The 17,266-nt window shown below is 64.0% G+C and carries 12 protein-coding genes; 4 read left to right on the top strand and 8 right to left on the bottom strand.

The window, feature by feature from the left end; all coding sequences use genetic code 11:
* Nucleotides 1-75: 75 nt before the first annotated feature.
* From H7C86_RS19475 to H7C86_RS19455, 5 genes are all read right to left on the bottom strand, one after another.
* A complete protein-coding gene (locus H7C86_RS19475) occupies nt 76-3,837 on the bottom strand; it encodes a multifunctional oxoglutarate decarboxylase/oxoglutarate dehydrogenase thiamine pyrophosphate-binding subunit/dihydrolipoyllysine-residue succinyltransferase subunit (protein WP_182262091.1) in 3,762 nt (1,253 codons plus the stop codon).
* Nucleotides 3,838-4,012: 175 nt separating this feature from the next.
* A complete protein-coding gene (locus H7C86_RS19470; RefSeq protein WP_182262090.1) occupies nt 4,013-7,822 on the bottom strand; it encodes an ABC transporter ATP-binding protein in 3,810 nt (1,269 codons plus the stop codon).
* A gap of 36 nt (nt 7,823-7,858) precedes the next feature.
* Nucleotides 7,859-8,632 carry an ABC transporter permease gene (locus H7C86_RS19465; RefSeq protein ID WP_019749328.1) on the bottom strand — a complete coding sequence of 258 codons (774 nt, stop codon included), beginning with the start codon at nt 8,630-8,632 and terminating at the stop codon, nt 7,859-7,861.
* The gene (locus tag H7C86_RS19460) at nt 8,629-9,630 is read right to left on the bottom strand and encodes an ABC transporter ATP-binding protein (protein WP_182262100.1); all 1,002 of its coding nucleotides are present in this window, start codon (nt 9,628-9,630) and stop codon (nt 8,629-8,631) included. The genes H7C86_RS19465 and H7C86_RS19460 overlap by 4 nt, the downstream gene beginning before the upstream one ends.
* Before the next feature lie 68 nt (nt 9,631-9,698).
* Nucleotides 9,699-10,448: a hypothetical protein gene (locus tag H7C86_RS19455; RefSeq protein WP_029538444.1), complete on the bottom strand. Its 750-nt coding sequence runs from the start codon at nt 10,446-10,448 to the stop codon at nt 9,699-9,701.
* 154 nt (nt 10,449-10,602) lie between these two features.
* Here H7C86_RS19455 and H7C86_RS19450 point away from each other — a divergent pair, with 154 nt between their 5' ends.
* On the top strand, nt 10,603-11,013 hold the full coding sequence (locus tag H7C86_RS19450) for a VOC family protein (protein WP_019749325.1): 411 nt from the start codon (nt 10,603-10,605) through the stop codon (nt 11,011-11,013).
* A 10-nt stretch (nt 11,014-11,023) separates the two neighbouring features.
* Here H7C86_RS19450 and H7C86_RS19445 read toward each other — a convergent pair whose 3' ends face one another.
* Nucleotides 11,024-12,058 carry a glutathione S-transferase family protein gene (locus H7C86_RS19445; protein WP_020970189.1) on the bottom strand — a complete coding sequence of 345 codons (1,035 nt, stop codon included), beginning with the start codon at nt 12,056-12,058 and terminating at the stop codon, nt 11,024-11,026.
* 35 nt (nt 12,059-12,093) lie between these two features.
* A complete protein-coding gene (locus tag H7C86_RS19440; RefSeq protein WP_182262089.1) occupies nt 12,094-12,783 on the bottom strand; it encodes a GNAT family N-acetyltransferase in 690 nt (229 codons plus the stop codon).
* A gap of 144 nt (nt 12,784-12,927) precedes the next feature.
* Between H7C86_RS19440 and H7C86_RS19435 the strand changes: the two genes are divergently transcribed.
* Nucleotides 12,928-13,551, top strand: coding sequence for a PadR family transcriptional regulator (locus tag H7C86_RS19435; RefSeq protein WP_019749322.1), 624 nt, complete (start codon nt 12,928-12,930; stop codon nt 13,549-13,551).
* Nucleotides 13,552-13,553: 2 nt separating this feature from the next.
* Complete coding sequence (locus H7C86_RS19430; RefSeq protein WP_019749321.1) at nt 13,554-15,038, top strand: DHA2 family efflux MFS transporter permease subunit; 1,485 nt, start codon at nt 13,554-13,556, stop codon at nt 15,036-15,038.
* Here the strand turns inward: H7C86_RS19430 and H7C86_RS19425 are convergent.
* A complete protein-coding gene (locus tag H7C86_RS19425; protein ID WP_182262088.1) occupies nt 14,998-16,398 on the bottom strand; it encodes an FAD-binding oxidoreductase in 1,401 nt (466 codons plus the stop codon). The two genes, H7C86_RS19430 and H7C86_RS19425, sit on opposite strands and share 41 nt — an antisense overlap.
* On the opposite strand from H7C86_RS19425, the gene H7C86_RS19420 reads away from it, so the two are divergent.
* Complete coding sequence (locus tag H7C86_RS19420) at nt 16,397-17,197, top strand: enoyl-CoA hydratase/isomerase family protein (protein WP_182262087.1); 801 nt, start codon at nt 16,397-16,399, stop codon at nt 17,195-17,197. The two genes, H7C86_RS19425 and H7C86_RS19420, sit on opposite strands and share 2 nt — an antisense overlap.
* Nucleotides 17,198-17,266 lie beyond the last annotated feature (69 nt).

Genomic DNA, 17,266 nt, shown 5'->3' with positions numbered 1-17,266 from the left:
CACACTCCTTGCGGAATGTGGGGCCCGGCCTTTGGGTACTGCCACTGCTTACTTGGTCGGCAGGAACGCCACTGCTCAATTGGTCGGCAGGAACGCCTCGTCCAAGATCTCCTGCTGCTCCACCGCGTGCACCTTGCTCGATCCCGAAGAGGGAGCGGACATCGGACGACGCGAGATGCGCTTGATGCCGGTCAAGGTCTCCGGCAGAAGATCCGGCAGAGCCAGTCCGAGGAACGGCCACGCACCCTGGTTTGCGGGCTCTTCCTGAACCCAACGGAACTGATCCGCATTCGGGTAACGGTCCAGGGTCTCCTTGAGACGACGCTTCGGCACGGGGTAGAGCTGCTCCATGCGCACGATTGCGATGTCGTCACGCTCGTCCTTGTGCTTCTTCGCCAGAAGCTCCCAGTACAGCTTGCCGCTGACCAGCAGAACCCGCTTGACCGATTCGCGGGCGCTTTCGCCGCTCTCGAATGCAGGCTCCTCGAAGACGGAACGGAACTTGCCCGTCGTGAAGTCCTCGACGTTGCTGACTGCAGCCTTGTTACGCAGCATCGACTTGGGCGTGAAGACCACCAGCGGACGGCGGATGCCGTCGAGGTGATGGCGACGCAGCAGGTGGAAGTAGCTGGCCGGAGTCGACGGAACCGCGACGGTCATCGAGCCTTCTGCACACAGCTGAAGGAAACGCTCGATGCGACCGGAGGTGTGGTCCGGACCCTGACCCTCGTGACCGTGTGGCAGGAGCAGCACGACGTCGGAGAGCTGACCCCACTTGGCCTCACCCGAAGAGATGAACTCGTCGATGATGGTCTGCGCGCCGTTGACGAAGTCACCGAACTGCGCTTCCCACAGGACCAGAGCGTCGGGGTTACCCACCGAGTATCCGTACTCGAAGCCCAGACCTGCGTACTCGGTGAGTGCGGAGTCGTAGACCATGAACTTGCCGCCGTTTTCGGCGTCGGCAGCGATCTTGGCGATCGGGCTGTACTCGTTGCCGGTCTTGCGGTCGATGAGGACCGAGTGACGCTGCGTGAACGTTCCACGCTTGGAGTCCTGACCCGCGAGGCGGATCAAGGCACCCTGCTCGGCCAACGAGCCGAACGCGAGCAATTCTGCGAACGCCCAGTCGACATGTCCCTCACGGGCCATCTCTCGGCGCTTCTCGGCAACCGGCTTGACGCGCGGGTGAACGGTGAAGCCCTCGGGGACGTTGACGAACGCATCACCGATGCGCTCGAGGACCTCGGGAGCGACAGCCGTGGTCAGGCGAGCCGGGGGAGTCTGGTCGAGTTCGACGGACTCGGACGGTTCGGGCTGGAACTTCTCGAGTTCACGGACCTCGTTGAAGACCCGTTCGAGCTGGCCCTGGTAGTCGCGAAGTGCGTCTTCGGCTTCCTTGAGCGAGATGTCACCGCGGCCGATGAGGGACTCGGTGTAGCTCTTACGAACGCTGCGCTTGGTGTCGATGACGTCGTACATCGCCGGCTGGGTCATCGACGGATCGTCGCCCTCGTTGTGACCGCGGCGGCGGTAGCAGATGAGGTCGATGACGACGTCCTTGCCGAACTTCTCACGGAAGTCGACGGCCAGCTGAGCAACCCAGACGCACGCCTCGGGGTCGTCGCCGTTGACGTGGAAGACCGGTGCGGCGATCATCTTCGCGACGTCGGTGCAGTACTCGGACGAGCGTGAATGTTCCGGAGCGGTGGTGAAGCCGACCTGGTTGTTCACGACGATGTGTACGGTGCCGCCGGTGCGGTAGCCGCGAAGCAGCGAGAGGTTCAGCGTCTCGGCGACAACGCCCTGACCGGCGAATGCAGCGTCACCGTGCAGCATGAGCGGCAGGACGGTGAAGCCTTCTTCGCCCTTGTCGAGGATGTCCTGCTTTGCGCGGACCAGGCCTTCGAGAACCGGGTCGACGGCCTCGAGGTGAGACGGGTTGGCGGTCAAGGAGACAGCGATGTCGTTGTCACCGAACATCTGGATGTACGTTCCGCTGGCGCCCAGGTGGTACTTCACGTCGCCGGAGCCGTGAGCGGCTGCCGGGTTCATGTTGCCCTCGAACTCCGTGAAGATCTTGGAGTACGGCTTGCCGACGATGTTGGCAAGCACGTTGAGACGGCCACGGTGCGGCATTCCGATGACGACCTCGTCGAGCTGGTGCTCGGCGGCCTGGTCGATCACGGCGTCCATCATCGGGATGACGGCTTCGGCGCCTTCGAGCGAGAAGCGCTTCTGGCCGACGTACTTGGTCTGCAGGAACGTCTCGAAGGCCTCGGCGGCGTTGAGCTTGCTCAGGATGTACTTCTGCTGAGCGACCGAAGGCTTGGCGTGATGGCCCTCGACGCGGTCCTGGATCCACTGACGCTGATCCGTCTCGAGGATGTGCGTGTACTCGACGCCGACGTGGCGGCAGTACGCGTCGCGCAGCACGCTCAACACGTCGCGCAGCTTCATCTTCTCTTGGCCGTGGAAGCCGCCGACCTTGAACTCGCGGTCCAGATCCCACAACGTCAGGCCGTGGCTGATGACGTCGAGGTCGGGGTGGCTGTGGAACTTGTCCTTGACGAACTGCAACGGGTCCGTGTCGGCCATGAGGTGGCCGCGGTCACGGTATGCAGCGATCAGTTCGAGAACACGGGTGTTCTTGTCGACAGCGCCTTCCGGCACGTCCTTGCGCCAACGCACCGGCTCGTACGGGTTGCCGAGCGCGTGGAAGATCTCGTCGTAGAACTCGTCGCTGATCAGCAGGTTGTGGATCGTGCGCAGGAAATCGCCCGACTCGGCACCCTGAATGATGCGGTGATCGTAGGTCGAGGTGAGGGTCATCAACTTGCCGACGCCCATCTCGGCCAGCTTCTCGTCGCTGGCGCCCTGGAACTCGGCGGGGTATTCCATCGCGCCGGCACCGATGATGGCGCCCTGGCCCTTCATCAGGCGAGGAACGGAGTGAACCGTGCCGATGCCGCCCGGGTTGGTCAGCGAAATGGTGACGCCGGTGAAGTCTTCGCCGGTGAGCTTGCCTTCACGGGCGCGTCGGACGATGTCCTCGTAAGCCGCGTGGAACTGGACGAAGTTCATCGACTCGGTGTTCCGGATGGCGGCAACAACCAGTGAGCGGTTGCCGTCCTTGCCGGGAAGGTCGATCGCGAGTCCGAGATTGGTGTGCCCGGGCGTGACCGCGTTCGGCTTGCCGTCGATTTCGGCGAAGTGCCGGTTCATGTTGGGGAACGCGTTGACTGCCTGGACGATCGCGTAACCCAGGAGGTGGGTGAACGAGATCTTGCCGCCGCGGGTACGGGCGAGGTGGTTGTTGATGACGATGCGGTTGTCGAACATCAGCTTCGCGGGGATGGCACGCACGCTGGTTGCTGTCGGAATCTCGAGCGAGAGCGACATGTTCTTGACGACCGCTGCTGCGGCGCCGCGGAGAACCTTGGTTTCCTCGGCTCCGCCGGCGGGAGCGGGCTTCGCGGGAGCGGCCGCGGGCTTGGCTGCTGCAGGCTTGGCGGGGGCGGCCTTCGCGGCGGGCGCTGCCGTCTTCGCGGGGGCCGGTGCGGCCGCCTTGGCAGGCGGCGCAGGAGGTGCGGTCTTGGGGGCGGGAGGCGTGGCCTTGGGAGCAGCAGGCGGAGCTACAACAGCGGCGGGTGCAGCCGCGTTGCCGTTCGAGGCAGTCCCGTTTCCACCTCCCGTGTTCGCCGAGTCCGGCGAGTAATCGGTCAAGAATTCGTGCCAACTGGGATCCACGGACGACGGATCGTCCTGGAAGCGTTGGTACATCTCGTCAACCAGCCACTGGTTCTGTCCGAATTGGGATGTAGAACTGCTGCTCACGGCAGGTGTTCGCCTCGTTTCTATTTCGGTACCCGATCAGAGCGCCTATATATGTGAGATTAGCCCGAGCGTGTGACGAGCAATTGTGCGGCACACAATTTGTGAGCTGTCTCACGGAAGTCCGTGATCTTGCGATCGCGCACTACCTCTCGGCGGTACAAATCCGTGCCGACTGTCACGCGACGGGGTTGCCTTCGATGACAGTTCTCGACGTCAGATTATTCCCCTCACGCGCCTGCGATGCATCCCAGAGTCCCGAGTAGTGACCACCGGCATACCGCAGAACATCGTGCGGGCCGTATTCAACGATACGTCCCCGGTCAACTACGACAACGAGGTCCGCTCGGGCAGCTGTCGCGAGGCGGTGAGCTACGACGACGGAAGTCCGTTTCCGGGTGACCGACCGACTTGCTTCGAGCACCATTCGTTCGGTCGCGGGATCGAGCGTCGCGGTCGCCTCGTCGAGGAGCAGAAGGTCCGGGTCGACCAGTTCGGCACGGGCCAATGCGATCAGTTGGCGTTGGCCCGCCGAGAGCCCCTGGCCGCGCTCGCCGACGGGATGATTCATGCCTCCACGCATGTCGGCTATCGAATTCAGTGCGCCGACGGAACGCGCCGCTTCCTCGATCTCCGCGTGCGACGCCGACGGCCTCCCGTACGCGATGTTGTCGGCGACCGTGCCGGTGAACAGATGCGCCTCTTGCGGGACCACGCCGAGGCGACGTCGGTACTGCGAGAGGTGGAAGTTCCGGATGTCGGTTCCGTCCACGTCGACGGATCCGGACGTCGGGTCGTAGAAGCGGGCGAGCAACTTCACCACCGTCGACTTCCCGGCACCGGTTCTGCCGACGAGGGCAACCGTCGTGCCCGGCGGAATCTGCAGATCGAAATCGGAGAGGGCGTCGACGTCCGCACCCGAGTACCGGAACCCGACCCCGTCGAGATGGACGGCGCCGTCGAGCCGTCCGGAGATCGCGATCAGATCCTCGCTGTCGGCTGTTTCGATCGAACTCCGAGTACGCAGAAGGTCACCGATTCGTTGCAATCCGACGTTTGCCTGTTGGTAACCATCGAACACTTGTGAGAGTTGCTGAATCGGTCCGAACAGCAGTCCGAGGTAGAGCACGAACGCGATCAGTACGCCGGGTGACGTCGACCCGTTGGCGATCTGGTGCGCGCCGACGAACACCACTGCGGCCAACGCGAGGTCGGACAGGAACGAGATGAACGGGAAGTAGATCGAAATGGCTCGCTGCGACCGCATCCGCGATCGGCGGTAGCTTTCGGAGCGTTCTGCGAACCTACGCGCCGCACCTTCTTCGCGGCGGTAGGCCTGAGCCGCTCGCAGACCGGCGATGTTCTCCTGGAAGTCGGCATTGACGAGCGAGATCCGTTCGCGGGACTGGCTGTAGGCAACCGAGGAGATCTTGCGGAAGATCACGGTCGCAACCACGAGCGGTGGGATGACGGCCAGCGCCACCAGTCCGAGCGTCACGTCGGTCGCCAGGAGTGCGATCGAAATTCCGCCGACGGTCAGAACGCTCACGATCGCCGTCGACATGCCGGTTTGGATGAACGACGACAGCGCGTCGACGTCGGTGGTCATGCGCGTCATGATGCGCCCGGACAATTCACGTTCGTAGTAGTCCAGGCCCAGGCGCTGCAGGTGTGCATAGCTGCGCACGCGGAGCCCGAACAACACGCGTTCGCCGGCCCGGGCGGTGAGCACCGTCATGACCGCGACGACGACCCAGTCCGCTGCGACCAGGAGGGCGCCGAATGCCGTCGCTATCCAGAGCGTGCTGCTGTCCGCGGTCACGACTCCGTGGTCGATCGCATATCTGACGAGGGAGGGAAATGCGATCGCCGCTGCGGAGTCCAGGGCAAGGCACACGACAACCGCCAGTAGAACCCAGCGGACCGGCGTCAAGATCTGTCGGAGTGAGAACTGTGGATTCGATTCGCGCAGGCTCTCGGGAGCGATTCCGGGGTCTTCGCGTGCGGGTGGGAGAGCATCGACTGCTGCCCGCAGGGACGGCGTCACCGCGATTCCGCTGAGCGCTCCGGCCATCGGTCCGCCCGCACCCTGCGTCGTAGCGGCTGTGCTGTCGGCTTCGGATTCCGGTGCCTGCGGCCACAACTGCTCGGTTGTCGGCTCGCTGCGGTCACGTCCGAAAGCATCGGAGTCGACGTCGTCGAGTTCGGTCGGTAGTTCCGGCGGCGAGGAGAACAGGGCACGAAAGAGCGGACATCGCGCTTCCAGTTCGTCCACGGTTCCGGAGTCGATGATCCGTCCGCCGTCGAGAACCGCGACCCGGTCTGCGAGCGTCAGGGTGGACCGCCGGTGAGCGAGGATGAGCGTGGTCTGGCGCCGTCTGGCCCGGAACGCGTCGAAGATCGCGGCTTCGGTAGCCGCATCGACTGCGGAGGTCGCGTCGTCGAGGACCAGGATCCGTGGGTCGACGAGCAGTGCCCTGGCAAGTGCGATGCGCTGACGCTGGCCGCCCGACAGCGTCAGACCTCGTTCACCGACAACGGTGTCGTATCCGTCCGGGAGTGCCTCGATGAACGAATCTGCCTGTGCCAGTGCTGCTGCGTCGCGGATGTCCTCGTCGGAGGCGTCCTCGCGGCCAAGTGCGATGTTGGCGGCAATGGTGTCCGAGAACAGGAACGGTTCGTCGAAGACGAGGCTGACGGCGGCACGAAGCTGCTCACTGCGCAGTTCGCCGATGGGGAACGTCTCGCCGGCGGTATCGACTGTCACCGCACCCGAAGTCGGTGCGTAGAACCGCGGGAGAAGCAAGGACAACGCGGTCTTGCCCGACGCGGCCGGACCCACGACGGCGACGGTCTCGCCCGGTTCTATGCGGAGGTTCAGCCCGGTCAGGACGTCGCGTTCGGTGTCGAATCCGAATGCCACGTCGTCGAAGGTGACTCCGAGAGGACCGTCGGGCAGGTCCACCGGATGGTCTGGATCGGCGATGTCCGGCTGAGCGTTGATGACGTCGTAGACACGCTCTACAGCGGCGCGCGCCAGCTGCGCCATGACGATGACCGACGACAGAGTTCGGGTGACTCCGGTCATCGTCACGATGTAGGTGGCGAACGCGAGAAACGTTCCCACGGTGATCTTGTCGTGCAGTGCGAGATACCCGCCGAGAGCGATCACTCCCACCTGCCCGAGCTGGGGCAAGGCGGCCATGGTTGGCGCGAATTTCGCGTTCAACCACGCGGCGCGAAGGCGCTCGGAGTACAGCGTGCGGCTATGTTCCTCCAGCTGGTCGACGGCTCGTTGTTCCTGCCCGAATCCCTTGACGACGCGAACGCCGGTGACGGTTTCCTCGACGTGTTGGGCGAGGTCGGCGGCACGCTGCTGCGCGGACCATGTTGCGGCGAAGAGCATCGGTCGCATCAGGAACACCACCAGCCCTACTGCTGGGATGACGGCGACAGCGACGAGAGTCAACAGCGGCGAGAGCCACGCCATGATGCCGATCGCCAGCACGAATTGCAGGAGCGCTCCCGCGGACATCGGCACCATCGCGAGCAAACCCTGGACGAGCTGCAGATCGGTGATGGACCGGGAGACGACCTGGCCTGTGCGGATCTGATCCTGCCCGCGTCCGTCGAGGCGTTGCAGCGAACCGAGCAGGGCGAGCCGCAAGTCGTGTTGAACGTCGAGCGAGAGTCGGCCGGCAAGCATCCGTCGGCCGTACTGGCACGCGAAGCGGACGATCGCGAGCAACGCGATCGCCAACGCGACGAACCCGATCACCTTGCCCGGGTTCTCCTGGCTTGCGGCGTCGAGCGCATAGCGGGTCAGGAGAGGAAACGAGATGTCGATCGCAGAGGCGATGACCGTAACGAGTAGCGCGCCGATCGCAACTCTTCGGTGCAACCAGCATGCGTGGGCCAAGCGGCGGATCCAGCCCGGAGCTCGATCCACCTCTCCAGCTACCGGACTGTCCGTGTTGATCGTGTTCATCGAGATCCACGGTAGACCCGGCCCCAGACAGCTTTTTCAGGTGATGTCGCGGGTCCTGGTCCGTAGCCAACCGAGCCCGCAGAACAGAACTACCCAAGCGGCCAGCATCATCGGGCCGCTCGGCCAGGACGCAAACGCGTCGACGTCGATCGACGGTGCCGCATTGACGATCGTGCCGATCGTGGCCGACACCGGAAGCGCGGCCCCGATCCCACCGAGATCCATCGCGAGCAGCACGGCGCGGACGATCCATTCACCGAAGACGAACCACAGGATGACCGAGAGGGCACCGGCCATCGACGAACCGGTGAGCAGGGCCACCCCGGCGCCGAGTAGTGCCCACAGCGCACACGCCAGAATGCCTGCGGCGCAGATGGCGAAGAGATCGGTGGTGAAGCTGAAGTCCCGGCCGAAGAGCAACATCGCGCCGATGCTGACTACTTCGACCGCCAGTGCGTAGCCGACGGCGAATACCGCGACGACGGCAAGCTTTGCGCCGAGAACTCCGTCGCGGCCGCGAGCTGTGAGGAACGTTGTAGTGAGAGTCTTGTAGCCGAATTCGGATCCGGCGGTGAGCGCTCCGAAGACGGCCGCGAACACCAGGACAAGCGTGTTGGAGACACCGAGGCTGACGCCGGTGGACACGACATCGACGTCGAAAGTGGTGTCGGCCGAATCGGCCACAACTTCGACGAACGTCCGAGTCGAGGCAGCAATCAGCACGGCCACGACCACCGGTGCGATGGCCAGTGCCCACCAGTAGCGCAAGGTGAGAACTTTGAGTGTCTCCGCGCGCACGAGCGTGGTCATCTGTGTCCTCCGGAAGGTCCGTATGCGGCAGGGCCGTAATAGCCCGGTCCGGAACCGGGACCGGGTGGGCGGTGGTATCCGACCTGGGGAACCGCGTACTGCGGTGTTGTCATCGCGAGGAACAGTTGCTCGAGATCTGCGCCTTCGGTCGCGACACCGAAGATCGTGACACCGGCCGCCGACGCCACCGGTGGGAGGACCGACGTGTCGGTGCCGCCCACGGCGAGCCGTCCGTCCTGCGTGATCTGGGCGTCGATGATTCCGCGAGCGGCCAATGCCGTGGCGAGGAGCGCTGGATTGGAACACGAGACGAGCAGTCGACTGCGCTGGGAGCGACGAAGTTCGTCCATGGTCCCTTGGTAGACGAGTGAGCCGGCGCTGACGATGACCACGCTGTCGACCGTCGCTTCCACTTCACGAAGCGCGTGGCTCGAGATCAGAACCGTTCGGCCGGAACCGGCGAAGGTCTGCAGGAACTGACGTAGCCACGCCATGCCTTCGGGGTCGAGTCCGTTCGCGGGTTCGTCGAGGACGAGGATCTCGGGATCACCGAGCATCGCGGTGGCAAGGATCAGGCGTTGGCGCATCCCGAGTGAGAAGGTGCCGGTCTTGTGGGCTCCGACCGAACTCAGACCGACCATGTCCAGAACCTGCGCTGCGCGCTGAGTCGGCATGCCGATAGCGGCCGCGTAGATCTCGAGGTGTCCGAGCGCCGTTCGTTTCGGATGGAGACTGCCGACGTCGAGTACTGCGCCGACGGCCCGGGCCGGGTTGGGCAGCAAACGCATCGGAGTGCCGTTGATCGTGGCCGATCCCGACGTCGGTGACACCAGTCCGAGGAGCATCCGCAACGTGGTCGTCTTGCCCGAACCGTTCGGGCCGAGAAACCCGGTGATCGAGCCCGCCTGAACGTCGAAGCTCAGGTCATTGACCGCGCGCGCCGCCTTGAACGTCTTCGTCAACCCACGAATCTCGATGGGGGCAGAGAAGGATCCCATTGCGGTGTTCGTCAATGCTGCTCCCGGGTCGGCGGCGAATACGTGATGCGAGCCTACGGCCCGGACGGCTATCTGCGGATGGCCCGGCGTGACTCCGTCTGGGGAAGCACTGCGGCATCGTCGGCAGGCATCACGATCAGGTGATCGGTCCACCTGGCCGGTGCCGGTCCGAAGGCTTCGCGCGCATTCTTGACGACTCCCTTGCCGATGGCACGGTTACCCGCACCGCCGATGACCGCACCGATTCCGGCGGGAACGAGCTTGCCGAGGATCAGTGCGCTGCGCTTGGCGGCGTACTTGGTCACGAATTTCCGCACGAGGGTGCTGTTCATTCCCCTCATCGTGGGTCCGGGAATCTTGCTCGTGATTGCCGTTCCCCAGTTCTTGGCCGTGATCCCGGTGGCCTTCTGGACGATCTCCATGCCGGATTCGCCGAGTGCGACTGCCAGTACCAGGGCACGTCGTTGCTGATGATCCTGCACGGAGATTCCGTGGACAGACGCTATTGCCAATGTGAGCAGCGCCGACGCTTCGAGGAAGAAAGCCGATTCCGCACCGACTGCAGCGATGGACGCGACTGTTCCGACGCCCGGCACCGCGGCCGTGGCACCGACGGCGCTGCCGCTTCCGGTCACGGCGAGAATGAACATCTTTTCCATCCGCTCGACGATCTGAGCAGGTGACTCGTCGGGGTGCGCTTTACGGACGTGGTTGACGTATTTGGCCACTGCGGGCGCTTGCAGGCGGCTTCCGTTGTCGAGAACGGAAACGAGGACCTTCTCGATACGCCCGCTGTCGTTGTTCGTCGACTTGCTCATTGCTGCCCCTCCACAGTTGTCCTCCTCTGAAGCGAGGTGGACCGTATCTCGAGAATAGGTGAAGTTTTCGGTAGCGGCGGTGATCGCAGGGGCCATAGGCTCGTACGAGACTCGGTTTTCTTCGTGAGTTTTCCCAGGCAGGAGTTCGAGTGTTATGACCGCCACTTCGGAATCTCGTTCGACGACCATCTGGCCGACACTGCGCTACCTCGACGCCCGGGCTGCAATCCACTTTCTGGTGAGCACCTTCGGTTTCGTGGAGAAGGTCGTCTACGGCGAGGGAGACGTGGTGGACCACGCCCAACTCGACTGGCCGGGCGGTGGCGGCATCATGCTGGGTTCGCCGCGCACCGATTCGGCGATCGCCGGCCTGCCGCCTGGAATCGGTTCGGTATACATCGTCGTGGACGACGCGGACGCAGCTGATGCACTCCACGAACGCGCTGTCGCGGCGGGCGCCACGATCACGCAGGGATTGCGCGACGAGGACTACGGTTCGCGGGGGTTCACCTGCCGTGATCCCGAAGGTGTGTACTGGAGTTTCGGCACGTACGCAGGGGAGTAGCCGCCGCGACCTATCTGGTGGCCCAGTGCTCTGCTGGAACCACTTCCGACGGGATGGGCGGGTGAGGCGGTGTGCCGTCCCCGAACGGTCGGCCACCCAACTGTTCGCGCCCGTGCGGTTCGAGCCAGTGCGTCAATTCCGGTCCCTTGGGCACGATTCCGGAGGGATTGATCTCGGAATGCACGATGTAGTAGTGCGCTTTGATCTGTGTGAAGTCGATGGTGTCACCGAATCCGGGAGTCTGGAACAGATCGCGTGCGTAGTCCCACAGCACCGGCATCTCGCTGAGTTTGCTTCTGTTGCACTTGAAGTGGCCGTGATAGACGGGATCGAATCGCACCAGCGTGGTGAACAGGCGCACATCGGCCTCGGTGATGGTGTCTCCCACCAGGAATCGTTGCCGGGCAAGACGTTCGGTGAGCCAGTCGAGGCGGGCGAACAGCGTGTCGTATGCCTCGTCGTACGCCTGCTGTGAACCGGCGAAACCGCAGCGGTAGACGCCGTTGTTGACGTCGCGGAACACGTACTCGGCCACTTCGTCGATTTCGTTTCGCAGAGGCTCCGGGTACAGATCCGGTGCGCCTTCGCGGTGGTACTTCTTCCATTGCGTCGAGAAGTCGAGGGTGATCTGTGGGTAGTCGTTCGTGACCACCTTGCCCGTCGCGATCTCCACCATGGCGGGCACCGTGATTCCCCTGGGGTATTCGGGATCTCGGGCGAAGTACGCGTCCTGTAGTCGCGGGATCTTCAGTACGGGATCGACGCCGCCCGGGTCGAGATCGAAAGTCCAGCTTCGCTTGTCGTGAACCGGACCGCAGATGCCCATCGACAGTACGTCTTCGAGGCCGAGCAGACGGCGGACGATGATGGCGCGGTTTGCCCACGGGCAGGCACGTGCCACGATCAACCGGTATCGCCCCGGTTCGACGGGGTAACCGTCGCGACCGTCCTCGGTGATCCGGGTCGGGATGTAGTTGGTGTCGCGTTTGAATTCACGACCCTCTTCGACGAATGTCGGTTCGCTCGCGCCGTCTTCCGTACTCATCTGCGGTCCCTCTCGTTCGAGTGTCATTTCGAGTGTCAACTGGGCAGGTGCACGTGTACCCGAGCGTATGCCCCCAGAACGTCGAATTTGGCTTTACGTGGAAGCGTCGCGGCGATCGCGCTGCCGCGACTCGTGCGTAGCTGGGGGATCAACCCGGAATCGAGAGCGTCCTCCGCAGCGAGAAGCGTTACTGCGCAGCCGATTCCGTGACGGCGATGCGCAGGAGCAGTCAGGGTCGTGAGATCTGCCACGAATCCCTGAAATTCGGAGTACGCCGCGCATCCGAGCACCTCGGTGGAATCGGTGACGGCGGTGAACCACCGCGTCCGGTTCTCGAGGTCGGCCGTGGTGCTGTCGTCGGGTGGGCACAGCGCAGCGACGGCGAGGGCGTCGTCGACCTCGTGGGAAATCAGCAGTTGCTCGTCGGGTGGCGCGTCCGTGTAGTCGCCGAGGAAAGCGAGATCGACGGGACCGGTGATTCGCCCGCCGTGATCGCCGGCGATCTCGAGGAGACGCGCCGGTTGCAGTAGTGCGTCGACGGAGATGCCCTCTGTGCGCTCGATGAACCACTGTGGCCCGACGATCGCACCGGAGCCTGCCAGATCGAGAACGTGGATGTCGTCGCCGACGACCCGGGCCGTGTGCGCCGGACGCAGTGTCGAGTCGCCGAGTCCCAGCTCACGCGCCCAGGCAAGTCGGATGATGTCGAGGTGATGATCGTCCACTCGCTACAGGCTAGTCCGATTCGAACGGGTTGATCGAGACGGACAGAGGTCGTATATTCCATGTGGACTATTTCGGGTGGAATAGTCAAGAAATGGTCAATTGCGGCTCGTCAGTCAACTACGGCTTGTCAGGGAGGGGGACTCATGGGTGACGTGTCACTGACGCCTTTGGGAATCACCGTGCTGGGCCTGCTGTCCGAGCGTTCGATGCACCCGTACGAGATGTACCAACTCGCCTCGGTGCGGCGGGGCGATCAGCTGGTGAAAATCAAGCCGGGATCGCTCTATCACACGGTTTCCCGGTTGGAGAAGCAGGAACTTCTGGCTTCGATCGGGACCGATCGTGAGGGCAACCGCCCGGAGCGGACGACGTACGAGATCACTGCCCGCGGCCGTGATGCCCTCGAACATCAACTACGCGAGATGTTGGCGGTTCCGGTGCGGGAGTATCCGCGGTTGCCACTCGCGCTTGCCGAGATGCACAACCTCTCCGCATCGACTGCGTGTCAGATGCTTCGGATCCGTCTCGCGCACCTCGACAAGACGATTGCGAAATTCGAGGTCGACTACGAAGCGGTGAAGGCCGCGGAGAAACCACGAATCTTCACGGTGGGCGCGGACTACGCCCACGCACTGACCGTCGCCGAAAGAGAGTGGATCGGCGCGTTGGTGACAGACATCGAGAGCGGCGAAATGCCCTGGCTCTCACAAGAACTTCTCGACCGGCTGGCCGGCTCCGCAGGCTCGTCCGCACTACCTAAGGACTGAAGATGGAAAAGCAGGTCAATCCCTGGCACGCGCTGTGGGCGCTGTGTATCGGGTTCTTCATGATTCTGGTGGACAGCACCATCGTCGCTGTCGCCAACCCCGCGATCATGGAGGACCTCGGCACCGACATCAACAAGGTCGTCTGGGTCACCAGCGCGTACCTGCTGGCGTACGCGGTGCCGCTGCTCGTCACGGGCCGACTCGGTGACAGGTTCGGTCCGAAGAACCTGTACATGATCGGCCTCGTACTGTTTACCGGCGCATCACTGTGGTGTGGTCTGTCCGGCAGCGTCGAGATGCTCATCGTCGCAAGGGCTTTCCAGGGTCTTGGTGCTGCAATGATGACGCCTCAGACGATGGCCGTCATCACACGCACGTTCGCGCCGAACAAGCGTGGCGCCGCAATGGGTCTGTGGGGCGCCGTTGCCGGTGTTGCCACCCTGGTGGGTCCGCTTGCCGGTGGCGTCCTGGTGGACAATCTCGGCTGGGAATGGATCTTCATCGTCAACGTCCCGGTTGGTGTCATCGCCTTCCTGCTCGCCTGGAAGCTCGTTCCGTCGTTGCCGACCAGCGAGCACAAATTCGACATCCCCGGCGTGATCCTCAGCGCCGCAGGCATGTTCCTTCTGGTGTTCGGAATCCAGGAAGGCAGTTCGTACGACTGGAACGGATTCGTCTGGAGCCTGATCGGCGCCGGTGTGGTGTTGCTCGCGGTGTTCGTGTTCTACCAGTCGCGCAACAAGAACGAACCCTTGCTTCCCCTGGAACTCTTCAAGGATCGCAACTTCTCACTCGCCAATGTCGCCATCACCGCGATGGGCTTTGCGATCACGTCGATGGTCCTTCCGCTGATGTTCTACACACAGGCAGTTCGTGGCCTCTCCCCGACGCAGTCGGCGTTGCTGCTCGTTCCGATGGCAGTGCTGACCGGTATCTTCGCCCCGATCATCGGCAAGCTCGTCGACAAGACACATCCGCGCTACATCGCCGGCACCGGCTTCCTGCTGTTCGCCGTCGCCTTGGGCTGGCTGGCACTGGTGATGTCTCCCGACGTCGCGATCTGGGAACTGCTCCTGCCGATCGGCCTGATCGGCTTCGCCAACGCGTGCATCTGGTCTCCGCTCGCGGCCACCGCCACACACAACCTGCCTCCGATGCAGGCGGGCGCGGGCGCCGGCGTCTACAACACCACCCGGCAGGTGGGTGCGGTTCTCGGCAGCGCTGCGATCGGCGCTCTGATCACTGCACGATTGGCGGCTCAGGGACTGACCGGCGGCAGTTCGGAAGCCGGTGTTGGTCACCTCCCCGAGTTCGTCCGTGAACCGTTCAGCACGGCGATGTCGGAGTCGATCTGGCTACCTGCGGGTGTGCTGCTCATCGGTTTCGTCGCGTCGGTGTGCTTCGCCCGGCCTTTACGCGGGGACGCGCACGACGACGCGATGGCCGTCAGTGCCGAAGCGCGTCGGGAAACATCACTGCGCGATTGAGATAGTCGCTCGGGTCAAGGGCTCGCTTGATCGCCCACATCGTGGCTATGTCCTGCGCCGAGAGGGCCAGGTCCAGATAGTTGCGTTTGAGCGAGCCCACCCCGTGCTCGGAACTGACGTTTCCGCCGTGATCGCGAACCAGTTCGAGGACACTGCGATACACGATGTCGGCGTTCGGACAGTTCAGGACGTTGAGGTGGATGTTTCCCTCAGCGACGTGTCCGAACAGGATCGGAATTGCCTCGGGCGCTCGGCTCGCGATCACCGCCGTTGCGTCCTCGGTGAAGGTGGCAAGCGAGTCCAGCGGTAGCGCCGCGTCGAATTTCACCGGGGGACCGAACAATCCGACCACCTCGGCGAAGCATTCGCGTGCCGCCCACAAGCGCGTCGAGCCGTGGGCGTCGACCGCCACGGCCGGGGTCTGCGGTGGGCCGATGCGTTCGAGCAGCTCGGCCAGGTCTTCCAGCGGATCGTGGGCCGCGGACACCTCGGCGAGGAGGTACCACGGTCGCCCCGTCGGAACCGCGGCGTTCAAATGGCGTGCGGCCAGTTCGAGACCGCGCCCGTCCAACAATTCGAGTGCGTCGACGCCGTCGAGAGTGCGCAACACTCGCCCCGCCTCGACGACGTCTTCGAGTGTGTCGAAGCCGGTCAGCGACGTCACGCGGTAGGTCGGTATCTTCCGTAATTTCAGGTCGACGGAAGTGACCACCCCTAGAGTTCCTTCGCTACCGACCCACAGTGCGGGCAGGTTGTATCCGGAGTTGTCCGACAGCACTTTCGGTGACCGACGCACAGTAGTTCCGTCGGGGAGTACCACCTCGAGGCCGAGCACCTGTTCGGCCATGTTCCCGTATCGAACCGTGTGAAGGCCACCGGCATTGGTGGACACCATGCCGCCGATCGTCGCAGTGTCCCGCGAGGCTATGTCGACACCGAACTTCAAACCGGCGGCGGCCGCCGCGGAATGTACCTGCGCGAGTGTCACTCCCGCCCCGACGGTGATCCGCCCGGCGGCAAGATCGACGTCGCCGATCGCCGCGAGGCGTTCGGTGGAGAGCAGGACGTCGTCGTGTTCTGGCACCGTGCCGGCGACCAGGCCCGTTCGCCCGCCCTGAACGGTGACCGGTACACCGCGGGAGCGGCACACGTTCAGCAGTGCAGCGATTTCGGCTGTATCGGCCGGTCGGACCAGGGCGCAGGCACGGCCCGTGTACCGCCCTGTCTGATCGGTGGAACGGGTCGCCAACACGTCGGCGTCGGTGACGACGAACCGGTGTCCCACAACGTCCGCGAGCGCATTTCTCAGACCGTCCACCCGACGATCGTAGGCCGGTTCGATGTGGCAGTGTGGCGGCATGACTGCTCCCGAATCGCATCCCACCCGTCTCGAGCGCTTCACCACCGATGGTGGTGCCGAGGTGGCTGTCCTGACGTTCGCACACGGACCACTCAATCTGTTCGATCAGGCCATGTTCGACGCGGTCATCGCCGATGTTGCGACGCTGACCGAAAACCCACCGCGCGCGGTGCTTCTGCGCGCCGAGGGCAAGGTCAACTCGGCCGGCGTCGACGTCCATGTGTTCGACGGCCTCGACCCGGAGCAGGGCGCGGAGTTGTGGCGCCAACTGTTCGCCCAGATCTGCCATCCGCTCGAGGCTTTGCCGTGCCCGGTGATCTATGCGGCGCACGGGTTGACGCTGACTGCTGCATTCGAGATCTCCTTGGCTTGCGACATCATCCTCGCGGCGCCCAAGGCGAAGTTCGGACTGGTCGAGACAGTGGTCGGTCTGACGCCGTCCATGGGTGGACCGCAGCGTTTGGCCGAGCGTGCCGGTTCCGGACGGGCTCGGGAGTTGGTCATGACCGGCGATCTCTACGACGCCGTAACCCTGCACTCGTGGGGCGTCGTCAATGCAGTTCACGACGATGTCGATGCTGCGGCGCGTGCCCTGGCGACCAGGCTGGCGGACGGACCCACGCGAGCCCACGACGCCACCAAGCAGATCGTCGCGGCCTGGCGTTCCGGCGGGATCGCCCACGCGGATTCGGTGACCCCCGGGGTGTCCGGTGCGCTGTTCGCCACCGATGACCTACGCGGCGCTGTCCGCAGTTTCCTCGACGTCGGACCGGGCAAAGCGGTCTACTCCGGAACGTAAGTTTGCGACGATTATCGCCAGAGACCTCCACGAACTGTGATCCACGTCATATAGTCGAATGGCCGGTGG

Origin of the sequence: Rhodococcus sp. UFZ-B548, from assembly GCF_903819475.1 — a bacterium.
GTDB classification, from domain to species: domain Bacteria; phylum Actinomycetota; class Actinomycetes; order Mycobacteriales; family Mycobacteriaceae; genus Rhodococcus_F; species Rhodococcus_F erythropolis.
This window is presented reverse-complemented; position numbering and strand designations above follow the sequence as displayed.

Bases quoted from the DNA above. Each gene is read 5' to 3' on its own strand.
- H7C86_RS19470 (WP_182262090.1), bottom strand. From the start codon at position 7,822: ATGAACACGATCAACACGGACAGTCCGGTAGCTGGAGAGGTGGATCGA.
- H7C86_RS19465 (WP_019749328.1), bottom strand. From the start codon at position 8,632: ATGACCACGCTCGTGCGCGCGGAGACACTCAAAGTTCTCACCTTGCGC.
- H7C86_RS19460 (WP_182262100.1), bottom strand. From the start codon at position 9,630: ATGGGATCCTTCTCTGCCCCCATCGAGATTCGTGGGTTGACGAAGACG.
- H7C86_RS19455 (WP_029538444.1), bottom strand. From the start codon at position 10,448: ATGAGCAAGTCGACGAACAACGACAGCGGGCGTATCGAGAAGGTCCTC.
- H7C86_RS19450 (WP_019749325.1), top strand. From the start codon at position 10,603: ATGACCGCCACTTCGGAATCTCGTTCGACGACCATCTGGCCGACACTG.
- H7C86_RS19445 (WP_020970189.1), bottom strand. From the start codon at position 12,058: ATGAGTACGGAAGACGGCGCGAGCGAACCGACATTCGTCGAAGAGGGT.
- H7C86_RS19435 (WP_019749322.1), top strand. From the start codon at position 12,928: ATGGGTGACGTGTCACTGACGCCTTTGGGAATCACCGTGCTGGGCCTG.
- H7C86_RS19430 (WP_019749321.1), top strand. From the start codon at position 13,554: ATGGAAAAGCAGGTCAATCCCTGGCACGCGCTGTGGGCGCTGTGTATC.
- H7C86_RS19420 (WP_182262087.1), top strand. From the start codon at position 16,397: ATGACTGCTCCCGAATCGCATCCCACCCGTCTCGAGCGCTTCACCACC.
- H7C86_RS19425 (WP_182262088.1), bottom strand. From the start codon at position 16,398: ATGCCGCCACACTGCCACATCGAACCGGCCTACGATCGTCGGGTGGAC.